At 63.3% G+C, this 9,646-nt stretch carries 10 protein-coding genes and 2 pseudogenes; 2 read left to right on the top strand and 10 right to left on the bottom strand.

Annotation, left to right across the window (positions count from 1 at the left end; all coding sequences use genetic code 11):
- The 8 genes and pseudogenes from F6X42_RS40680 to F6X42_RS40715 all read right to left on the bottom strand — a co-directional run.
- Positions 1-419, bottom strand: a pseudogene (locus F6X42_RS40680) (hypothetical protein); the annotation flags it as partial.
- Positions 420-573: 154 nt separating this feature from the next.
- Positions 574-1,584, bottom strand: a complete 1,011-nt coding sequence (locus F6X42_RS40685) for a DUF2891 domain-containing protein (RefSeq protein ID WP_187639444.1) — start codon at positions 1,582-1,584, stop codon at positions 574-576.
- A 10-nt stretch (positions 1,585-1,594) separates the two neighbouring features.
- Complete coding sequence (locus tag F6X42_RS40690; protein WP_187639445.1) at positions 1,595-2,548, bottom strand: DUF979 domain-containing protein; 954 nt, start codon at positions 2,546-2,548, stop codon at positions 1,595-1,597.
- Positions 2,545-3,234, bottom strand: a complete 690-nt coding sequence (locus F6X42_RS40695) for a DUF969 domain-containing protein (protein ID WP_187639446.1) — start codon at positions 3,232-3,234, stop codon at positions 2,545-2,547. The genes F6X42_RS40690 and F6X42_RS40695 overlap by 4 nt, the downstream gene beginning before the upstream one ends.
- Before the next feature lie 296 nt (positions 3,235-3,530).
- Complete coding sequence (locus F6X42_RS40700; RefSeq protein WP_187639447.1) at positions 3,531-4,262, bottom strand: DUF2278 family protein; 732 nt, start codon at positions 4,260-4,262, stop codon at positions 3,531-3,533.
- A 130-nt stretch (positions 4,263-4,392) separates the two neighbouring features.
- A complete protein-coding gene (locus F6X42_RS40705) occupies positions 4,393-4,764 on the bottom strand; it encodes an alpha/beta fold hydrolase (RefSeq protein WP_246530513.1) in 372 nt (123 codons plus the stop codon).
- Between the two features lie 38 nt (positions 4,765-4,802).
- The gene (locus F6X42_RS40710; RefSeq protein WP_187639448.1) at positions 4,803-5,246 is read right to left on the bottom strand and encodes a hypothetical protein; all 444 of its coding nucleotides are present in this window, start codon (positions 5,244-5,246) and stop codon (positions 4,803-4,805) included.
- A gap of 65 nt (positions 5,247-5,311) precedes the next feature.
- On the bottom strand, positions 5,312-5,728 hold the full coding sequence (locus tag F6X42_RS40715; RefSeq protein ID WP_187639449.1) for a cupin domain-containing protein: 417 nt from the start codon (positions 5,726-5,728) through the stop codon (positions 5,312-5,314).
- Positions 5,729-5,906: 178 nt separating this feature from the next.
- Here F6X42_RS40715 and F6X42_RS40720 point away from each other — a divergent pair, with 178 nt between their 5' ends.
- Positions 5,907-6,512, top strand: coding sequence for a peroxidase-related enzyme (locus F6X42_RS40720; RefSeq protein WP_187639450.1), 606 nt, complete (start codon positions 5,907-5,909; stop codon positions 6,510-6,512).
- Positions 6,513-6,536: 24 nt separating this feature from the next.
- On the opposite strand, the pseudogene F6X42_RS40725 reads toward F6X42_RS40720, so the two are convergent.
- A pseudogene (locus F6X42_RS40725) lies at positions 6,537-6,686 on the bottom strand (MFS transporter); the annotation flags it as partial.
- Between the two features lie 130 nt (positions 6,687-6,816).
- Here F6X42_RS40725 and F6X42_RS40730 point away from each other — a divergent pair.
- The gene (locus F6X42_RS40730) at positions 6,817-7,533 is read left to right on the top strand and encodes a DUF899 family protein (protein ID WP_187639451.1); all 717 of its coding nucleotides are present in this window, start codon (positions 6,817-6,819) and stop codon (positions 7,531-7,533) included.
- Between the two features lie 27 nt (positions 7,534-7,560).
- Here F6X42_RS40730 and F6X42_RS40735 read toward each other — a convergent pair whose 3' ends face one another.
- Positions 7,561-9,507: a putative bifunctional diguanylate cyclase/phosphodiesterase gene (locus tag F6X42_RS40735; RefSeq protein ID WP_187639452.1), complete on the bottom strand. Its 1,947-nt coding sequence runs from the start codon at positions 9,505-9,507 to the stop codon at positions 7,561-7,563.
- Positions 9,508-9,646: the final 139 nt, after the last annotated feature.

Here is a 9,646-nt window from a genome sequence, read left to right on the forward strand (position 1 = left end):
GGCCTCAAACTGTCGAAAAATAAGCTGGATTCACGTTGAAATTTCGTAATGCAGAAAATTGCGCGGCGGTAGCCGCGCAGAGCGATGGACGTTGCTTTTGGAGGGGTGTATTTCCGCAGCCTGCTAAGGCGCTTCTCGAAGCCCTTCAATTGCCGGTATTGCGCACAGTAAAGCCCGCTGACCAGCCGATGCTGGAAGTCGCGCAATTCGAGCGGCCGCAGATCGAGCGGCGCGTCGCGGCGCAGGATCGTTTCGGCGCGCTCGCGCTGTTCGGCCGGAATGAAGGCGACGGACGGCTGAGGGCGCAGACGGATGTGGCGCGGCCCGCTGTCCGTGGCCAGCCAGAACTCGATTTCCGTGCCGGCGGGCGTGTCCTGCCAATGTCGGGTCAAAATGAAACCCTGCTCGAACTCAGTCAAACTTCCACCTTTAAAGCGGCGCAATCGCCTTGCGCGATTTTACCGCCGCAGGCAGGGACTGTTGAACGGGCAATGAAAAGGCGCTTCGTACTGAAGCGCACCAAACAGCACGGCTTCATCTCTTCAAAGCCGGTTCAGTTCGCTGCCGGTTCGCTCAAGCTTCGAGCGCCAGCGTCGCGAACGTGGCGAGCCAGTGCTCGCCCATGTAGTCGCCGGCCACGTGCGGCAACGCGCTGTGCAGATGAAGCTCAGCCGCATCGAGCAGCACGGTGCGACGCACATCGCCAGCGGGCAGCGCACGCGCGAGCGCACGCTGGCACCAGGCGCGGCTCAGATTGAGGCCGTCGAGATGCGCGATCTTGCCGTCGCTGCGATCAGTGACGGTGACGGGCTCGAACAGCGTCGCCGGCTTTTTCGCGCCGAGGTCCGGCAGAAAGCGTCCGAACCAGTCGGCGAACTGCGCGGACGGCAACACGCGCCGCATCAACTCGGCTTCCATCAGCGACGGCGAAAGAAACTCATCGCCGGCCGGCTCCCACGCCTGACAGGCGACGTCGTCCAGATACCAGCGCTCGGCGGTGCTGACGATCAGCCCCTCGAGCGATTCGCGCGAGGTTTGCCGGGCGAAATCGAGCGTCAGCGCAAGCGCGAACGCCATGTTGAAGTGGGTGCCGACGCGCAGCGGATAGGTCGCTTTCGGCAGGAACTCCTCGAAGCGGTCGACGAACGCCTCGATGAGCGGCGCGAACGTCTTCGCCCAGCGCGCGGCCTCCGAGATTTTCAGCGACTGCAACTGCGCGCCGAGCGCAAGCAGCCATGCCCAGCCATACGGTCGCTCGAAGCCGCGGTTGTGCGGCAGATTCAGATACGCGAGTTCGCCGGCGACGTTCGCCTCGGTGAAATGCTGATTGACCACCGCGACGACGCGCGCGGCCTCGGGCAGATCGGGGAAGCGTTCGAGTAGATGCAGGATCAGCCAGTAGCCGTGCACGCACGAATGCCAGTCGTAGCTGCCGTAGAAGATCGGATGCAAGGCGCGCGGACCCTGTACGTCCTGCGGCCCGTCGAGCGAGTGCGTAAGCTTGTTCGGGTATTCGCGCGTGAGGTGGGCGAGCGCGACATTGGCGAATTTCGACGCGAATTCGCGGGTGAGCTGGGTGATCATCGGCGGCTCCTCAGAAGCGGAATACGAACACGTACAACAGTATGGTGTTGACGATCAGCAATAGTAAAGCGGTCGGCCATTGCGCCTTGATCACGCCGTTCTGGTCCTTCAGTTCGAGCAGCGCGGCGGGGACGATGTTGAAGTTCGCGGCCATCGGCGTCATCAACGTGCCGCAAAAACCGGACAGCATGCCGATCGCGCCGAGAATCGCGGGGTTGCCGTTGAACTGATGCACGATCAGCGGCAGGCCGATGCCGGCCGTCATCACCGGAAATGCGGCAAACGCGTTGCCCATGATCATCGTAAAGATGGCCATGCCGAACGTGTAGGCTGTGACGACGGCGAACGCGGAGTCGACCGGTATCCACGTTTTCACGAGGTCCGACACGACGTGACCGACGCCCGCGACCGCGAACAGCGCGCCGAGCGCGGCGAGCATCTGCGGGAGGATCGCGGCCCAGCCGACGGTATCCATCGTGTGGCGGGCGTCCTTCAAAGCATGCACGGGCGAGTCGCGCAGCATCAGAAGCGCCGCGCCGAACGCGACCAGGGTGCCGAGCACGAGCGAAATCAGCGTGACGTTCTTTGTTTCGACGAAGGGCGTGTACTTGAGTGTCAGCGTACCGACCAGCGTGATCACCGGAATCAGCAGCGCCGGAATGAACAGCCTGTTGCCGAAGCGTTGCGCGTTCGCTTCGCGGCGCGCGGCGGCCGCTTCGCCGTTGCTGTCGTTGCGGCCCTTGCCGAGCTTGCCGGAGCCCGCGATCAACGCGAGCGCGATGGCGAGGCAGCCCGTCACGAAGTGCGGCAGTTCTGCGCCGAACAGGAACGTGAGCGCATAGATGCCCCAGAACATAAAGTTGACGACGCGCCGCGGGTTCGTGCGGTCCCGCAGATTGAACAGCGCGAACGCGGCGAACATCAGCCCCGCGAGCACATAGAGAGATTCGAGCCTGATCGTCATTGCGCCGCACTCCGTTTGAATGCGCTCATCTGGTGCGACAGATTGCGGTCGAGCAGGATCAGGCGGATCACGTGAATGACGAGCGCGGCGATCGCGGTCGGAATCGCCCATACCGACACGTGCAACGGTTCGACCACGACGCCGTTCTGTTCGAGAAAGCCCTTGATGAGCAGGATCGACTGGATCGCGATGAAGATGTCCTCGCCGAAGAACACGGCGATGTTGTCGACCGCCGATGCGTTCGCGCGAATCTGCTGACGCACCGCATCGGGCAAATCGCCGTGGCGGTTCGCGGCGGCCGCTTCGGCCATCGGCGCGATCAGCGGGCGCACCATCTGCGCATGGCCGCCGAGCGACGTGAGACCGAGCGCGGCCGTGATCTGGCGAATCACGAAGTAGAGCATCAGCACGCGGCCGGTGGTGGCGGCGTGCAGGCGCGAGATCAGATGCCGCGCCTGTTCCTTCAGACCGTTGCGTTCGAGCAGCGCGATCACCGGCAGTGTCAGCCAGATCAGGCCCATGTAGCGGTTATCCGCGAATGCCTTGCCGAAGGCGCTGACAATCTCCACCGTTTGCAAGCCACCGGCGATACCGGTCGCGACGCCCGCGATCGTCACCACCAGCAGCGCGTTGAAGCGCAATGCGAAGCCGAGCACCACGATCGGCACGCCAATCAAAACTCCCATCCGGATCTCCTTGTTTCGTTCCAGCGACGCATGGCGACGGAATCTAACATGAGACTTTATTGATAAATAGTCGATAAAATCTATTTATCGGGTAAACGCCGAGATGCTCGGTATCGCGATGGCCACCGTGCTGGTCGCGCTGGCCGTGGTGCACCGGCATATTCCGCGTCGAGGCGCCGCGACCGCGCGCTGATCGGCGCGAGAACGCGGCTGCAACGTGAATGCCGCGATGTTTCAGCCACACTCCGTTCGAGTGTGGCTGAATTCAATTGGCCAAACACACACAGGCGGCGCTATCAACCACCCCGAATGTAATCCGGCAACGCCACGGCGTTCGCGGTCGGATCGCCGGCCGCATTGGTCGGCAGATACTGCGTCTGAAACGCGGTGAACATCGCGGCGAATCCATCGGCGCGCTGCACGATCACCGCGCCGTCCTGGAACGCGCCGTTTTCGTTGTAATGCGGGCCGCGCGGATTGCCCTGATTCATGTGGGTCTCGTGAAGACCGTCCTTCTTCGGCAGAAACAGGAAGCCGAACCCATAGACCACGATGCCCGCTGCCGTCGGTGTCCAGAAATCACGGTTATGCAATTGACCGCTGCCGTTGTCGTAAGGCAGGCTTTGCGACGGCTGCGTTTCGTCGATGGTCAGAATTTCGTCGATGATGTCGTTGACGTCGGCGCGATTGCCGTTTTGATCCTCGTAGGGAATCGGCCGCATCCGGTGAATGTCGAGCAGGCTGCTGTCCTGGAAGTAATCGAGCCGCGGAAAGCCGCTGGTGTAGAGGCCGAGATTCAGTGGCTGAAGTTTGGCGGTTAGCGGATCGGCGAAGTTCAGATCGGCATAGAAGTACACGTCGTCGTTACCGCTTGCGCCCGGTTGCGTCGACGCCGAATTGACGACGATGTTGAATGGCGTATCGTCGTTGCCGGTAACCGTAATCACATAGTGTGGACTGCCGATGTATGAATCTTTAAAAGGCGCCGCGCGCAGCAGTTTTCCCTTGAACATGCAGTATTCGTTCATGACGGAAGGACCTTCTCAAAGTTGACGAACGGAAAGCGATTCGCGTTCAAGCATACGGTGCTGCTCGTCGATAAACAACCGGGTCGGCTGTCACACGGTTGCAATGTTGATGCGGACGATGGCCGCAGGATCAGCGAGCCGTTCCGAACCCGGCCGCCCACCGGGCCCATTGGACCAGCACGTCGGTCACATCGTCCGGCCGCTCCATCGTGCACATATGACCGCTTCGTTCGATCACGCGAAGCGCCGAGCCGCGAATCAGCGCGTGCATCTCCTGATGACGCGCGAGCGGACTCCATTGGTCGTCGCGGCCGCATACGATCATCGTCGGACACGCGATGTCGCGAAGCAGCGCCGTCGCACCGGGACGATCGAGCAACGCGCGGATCTGCGCCGCGAATTTGTCCGGCGTGCTTCGCTCGATCATGTCGAGCACCGCCTCGTAGACCGCGGAACCGTGGCGATCGGCGTTGACCATGCCGGGCGCCCACTCGTTGCCCATTGCGCGCATGCCTTTGGCGCGCGCGAGTTCGAGCAGTCTCAGTCGCTGCTCGCGCTCGCTTTCGCCGTGTCGATCGAGGACATGGACCGTGCCATCGCCGAGCGCGGGGCATCGGCGCGATGATCGGACTGGATACGAATGTGCTGGTTCGCTACTTCGCCCAGGACGACGGCGTGCAGTCGAAGAAGGCGACGGCGCTGCCTGATCGAGCGGTCGGGGTATGTGGCCGAGTGCGAGTACACAGCTACTTTCGACGTGACGGCTTCGAAGGTCGCAGGGATGCAGTTGATCAAGTAATCACGGCGCGAGCCGATAAGCGGAAAACGGAAAAAAGAGGAGCTGTTCTCGGGCTTGCCAGTGCTAAAGCTGGGGAGTTTGTCGATCAAAATATCTTGGACAATCTTCACTGCCACGACTGCGATCACACGTTTTATGAATGAGGTCGGAAAACAGGGCAATGGCGAAAGCTGAAAAGCGGCCATTGACGATAGATTGCGCGAACTGCCGTCGCTCGCCTGAAGGCCTCGCGCGTCGAAGGCCGGTCGCCTCACGCGTCCTCGGACGGGTCGTATGGCACGACCCGCTCATGTTCGTCCGCATGGTTGCGCGCGACGATCGCGCGTGCCGCGACGTTCGCGTCGAGATTGAACGGCTGATGCGGCACGCCCGGCGGAATGAACAGGAAGTCGCCAGCCTCGGTAATGACCGATTCGCGCAAGCCTGGGCCATAGCGCGTCTCGATCTTGCCTTCGAGCATATAGATCGCGGTCTCGTAGTCGGCGTGATAGTGCGGCTCCGCATGGCCGCCGGGCGGGACCACGACCATGTACATCGACAGGCCGGTGGCGCCCGCGGTGCCCGCCGAAATACCGACGAAATAGGGCAGCCGCTGGGTCGTCACCATTTCCCGGTCCGGGCGCACCTTGATGACCCGGGCCCGCGCGTCGTGCGTAACGTTTGACATGATCGCTCCTTGGGTCGCCGCCGTGCCGGGCGGCTTCACGCCTGCCGAACTGAAAGTCTAGACGATACGGGCGACAATATCGGACGTGATCGAGTGGGCGTGATGCAGCGCGGGCGGCCGCGAAAACGCGTTGCTACAATGATCGGCATACCCTCGACAACGATCACGGAGACAGCGCATGGCCACGCTCGAGCCCATCAGCCGCTACCCGGTGCCCGAACCGGGCGAGTGGCCCGAAGACATCAGCGCTCGCATTCTCGAAGTGCAGCAGAAAGCGGGTTTCGTGCCGAACGTGTTTCTGACGCTCGCGCATCGGCCCGACGAATTCCGCGCGTTCTTCGCTTATCACGATGCGTTGATGCTGAAAGAGGGCGGTCTCACGAAAGGCGAGCGCGAGATGATCGTGGTCGCGACCAGCGCGATCAACGATTGTCTTTACTGCGTGGTCGCGCACGGCGCGATTCTGCGCATCTACGAAAAAGCGCCGCTGCTCGCCGACCAGGTCGCGGTCAATCATCGCAACGCCGACATCACCGAGCGCCAGAAAGCGATGCTCGATTTCGCGCTGAAGGTGTGCCGCGCCTCGGGCACGGTCGACGAAGAAGATTTCCAGACACTGCGCGCTCACGGCTTTACCGACGAAGACATCTGGGACATCGCGGCCATCACCGCATTTTTCGGACTGTCGAACCGGATGGCGAACGTGATCTCGATGCGTCCGAACGACGAGTTCTATCTGATGGGGCGTGTGCCGAAAGCGGCGGCCGATACGCCCACGAAGTAGCCGCAACGGGAATGGCTTCGGAATTCCGAGCCGCGCGCCGAGAAGCGAGCCGATCTGGTGGCTCAGAAAGCACAGGCCGAACAGGCTGCCGAGGTGACGCGTGCCGAACAGCTTGGCCACGAGCCCGCTCGTCAGCGGTACGGTGCCGAGCCACGTGAGGCCCATCACGGCGGCACACAATTCACCCCCAGGCCTGTCGATTTTCCGTGGCCTCGTTCGTCGTCGCTACAGGAGGGACGGCAAGCGCAGGCGCTAGCCCGTCTTCCGTCCGTTTTTCTGACGATTTCTGACAAGGAGATGGCTGATGAACGACGCAAACACCACCTCGACGCACACGCTGAAACCCGCCCGCCAACTGGCCGACCTGCCGTCGCGCTTTCCCGGCGAGAGCGCCGAATATCGACGCGCGCGCAACGCGTTGCTCGCCGAGGAAATCGAGCTGCGCCGCCAGATCGAGCGCGTCGCCGCGCAGCGTCGCGCGCTGCCGCCGGGCGGCATCGTGCCCGAGGATTATCGCTTCGACGGCGAAACCGGCCCGGCCACGCTGTCGCAGATGTTCGGCGCGCACGACACGCTCGTGACCTACAACTGGATGTTCGGTCCGCAGCGCGCGCGGCCCTGCCCGATGTGCACGTCGCTGCTGAGTGCGTGGGACGGCGAAATGCCCGATATCCTGCAGCGCGTCGCGTTCGCGGTGATCGGCCGCTCGCCGATCGACAGGCTCGTCGCGTTCAAGGAGGAACGCGGCTGGCGGCATCTGCGGCTCTATTCGTCGGGCGGCAACACGTTCAATCGCGATTACGCGGCCGAAGATCCCGCCGGCGACGACCTTCCCGCGCTCAACGTATTCACGCGCGCGGGCGGCGTCGTGCGGCACTTCTGGGCCGAGGAGATGGGGCCGTCGACGGCGGACCCCGGTCAGGATCCGCGCGGCGCGCCCGATCCGATGCCGCTATGGACGATCCTCGATATGACGCCGGGCGGCCGCGGCAGCGACTGGTATCCGAAGCTCGCGTATTGAACGGCGTGGCGGTGGAGCGCTCGAGCGCTACGAATGCGTCTCCGCCGCCTGGCTCTGTGCGAGCGCGGCCCACAGAAACGTGCCGATCGCGCTCGCGCGCATCGGCAGGCTGAACAGATAGCCTTGCACCGCGCGCGCGCCGAGCGCCTTCACGACCTCGGCCTGCAACGGCGTTTCGAGTCCTTCCACCACGCATTCGAGCCCGAGGTTACGGCACAGGTCGATCACGGATTTGATGATCTTCTTCGAAGCGCTGTTGGTATCGACGTCGGTTACGAAGCTGCGATCGATCTTGATCGCATCGAATGGCAGCCGATGCACGTAGCTGAGGCTCGAATAGCCGGTGCCGAAATCGTCGAGCGACATCCGGCAGCCGGCCTGTTTCAGCATCGTCATCGCGCTGTGCGCCTGCTCGAAATCGCGCGTCAACGCGGTTTCGGTGATCTCGAACGTCACGCGATGCGGCGACACGCCGCTCGCCGCGACGATGTCGATCAGCCGGCGCGCGCGCGCCGACGTCGAGATGTCGATCGCGGACAGGTTGAACGACAGATACAGATCGGCCGGCCAGTGCGCGACTTCGGCGAGCGCCTGGCGCAGCAGCACGTCGGTGATGCGGAGGATCAGCTCGGTACGCTCGGCGATCCGAATGAATTCCTCCGGCCTGACCAGGCCGAGCCGCCCGTTGTGCCAGCGGCCGAGCGCTTCGAGTCCGATCGGCCGGCGCGTGAGCAGATCGTAGATCGGCTGGAACTCGAGGAATAGCTCCGTTTCGAGGTCCGCATGGCGCAGCTCCTGCGTGACGAGGCTCAGACGCCGCATCTGCGTTTCGTGTTCGGTCGAGAAAATCACCGGCATGCCGCGGCGGTTTTCCTTGCCGACGTAGAGCGCGGCGTCGGCGCGCTCGAACACCTGCGCGACAGTCGAGCCCGCTCCGGGAAACGCGGCCCAGCCGATCGTGCCCGACAGCTCCGCGACGTTGTCGGCGACATGGTACGGCTGACTGAGCGCGTCGCAAATGCGCTGCCCCAACTCGACCAGCGCTTCGTTCGACAGCTTGTGACGCACGATCGCCCCGAATTCATCGCCGCCCAGACGCGCGAACATCAGGCCCGTTTCGCCGATCGACAGCAGCCGCGTGCCGACTTCCTGCAGCACGAAATCGCCGCTCGCGTGACCGTAGATGTCGTTGACCTGCTTGAAGCCGTCCAGATCGATGAGCCCGACGTTGAAGCCGCCGCCGGTTTCGAGCGCCTGCTCCGAGATCGCGCGCAGCGACGAGAAGAAACTGCGCCGGTTCGGCAGGCCGGTCAGACTGTCGAGATTCGCGAGCCGGTAGTTGTCGTCGCTGAGCCGTTGGGTGTTTTGCTGGCTCGCCCGCAGTTGGCGTTGCGCGTGCACCGCGTCCGCGAACGTGCGCCAGTAAAGCTGGATGACCACCGCGAGCGCGACGCCGACCAGCGTCATGTCGACGGCCATCGCGAGGAACACCGGCGAGCCGCTGGATACCAGCAACCCGGAGAAGCTTAGGATCACGATGCAGAGCAGCAGTAGCGCGGGCTTGCGCAGATGGATCAGGCAGAACATGCTGCCGACCAGCGTCGTCGCCATATAGAACGCGACCTGCGCCTGCTGGTACGCGGTGCCGTACGGAAACAGCAGCAGCGACCAGCCGCTGAACGCGACGCCGAACAGGCCGACCAGCCACGTCGCGCCGCGCAACTCGCTGACCGCCTGCGCGTCCGTCATCGCACGGTTGCGCCTGCGCCACCAGCGCGCGCAGCGAAACAGGCACAGCACGCCGAGCGCCCCGGGTATGTACATGGACAGCCAGGCCGGCGCGCTGCTCAGATGCGTCGCCGCGACCGCCGCCGTGTTGACGAGCAGGATGAAATAGAGCAGCGGTACCTGGCGGCTGAATGCATGCAACTGCGCACGCACGAGCTCCCGGTCGCCCTCGACGACCGATAGCATCTTTTTCAATCTCGCTAGGGAAACGCTGATCAATGGCCCAACTGCCCAAATTGCAGTCGAGACGGCGTCGAATTTTCCGGATGACAAAGCGATTCGACGCTCAATTCGCTGAATTGGACGCGCAAACGAGCCTCGCTGC

This window comes from Paraburkholderia podalyriae (assembly GCF_014397785.1).
Lineage (GTDB): Bacteria > Pseudomonadota > Gammaproteobacteria > Burkholderiales > Burkholderiaceae > Paraburkholderia > Paraburkholderia podalyriae.

Excerpts from the sequence above, each read along its gene's own strand:
- F6X42_RS40700 (WP_187639447.1), bottom strand. The coding sequence starts at position 4,262 with ATGAACGAATACTGCATGTTCAAGGGAAAACTGCTGCGCGCGGCGCCT.
- F6X42_RS40705 (WP_246530513.1), bottom strand. The coding sequence starts at position 4,764 with ATGGGCAACGAGTGGGCGCCCGGCATGGTCAACGCCGATCGCCACGGT.
- F6X42_RS40720 (WP_187639450.1), top strand. The coding sequence starts at position 5,907 with ATGGCCACGCTCGAGCCCATCAGCCGCTACCCGGTGCCCGAACCGGGC.
- F6X42_RS40735 (WP_187639452.1), bottom strand. The coding sequence starts at position 9,507 with ATGCTATCGGTCGTCGAGGGCGACCGGGAGCTCGTGCGTGCGCAGTTG.
- F6X42_RS40695 (WP_187639446.1), bottom strand. The coding sequence starts at position 3,234 with ATGGGAGTTTTGATTGGCGTGCCGATCGTGGTGCTCGGCTTCGCATTG.
- F6X42_RS40730 (WP_187639451.1), top strand. The coding sequence starts at position 6,817 with ATGAACGACGCAAACACCACCTCGACGCACACGCTGAAACCCGCCCGC.
- F6X42_RS40715 (WP_187639449.1), bottom strand. The coding sequence starts at position 5,728 with ATGTCAAACGTTACGCACGACGCGCGGGCCCGGGTCATCAAGGTGCGC.
- F6X42_RS40690 (WP_187639445.1), bottom strand. The coding sequence starts at position 2,548 with ATGACGATCAGGCTCGAATCTCTCTATGTGCTCGCGGGGCTGATGTTC.
- F6X42_RS40710 (WP_187639448.1), bottom strand. The coding sequence starts at position 5,246 with ATGGCCGCTTTTCAGCTTTCGCCATTGCCCTGTTTTCCGACCTCATTC.
- F6X42_RS40685 (WP_187639444.1), bottom strand. The coding sequence starts at position 1,584 with ATGATCACCCAGCTCACCCGCGAATTCGCGTCGAAATTCGCCAATGTC.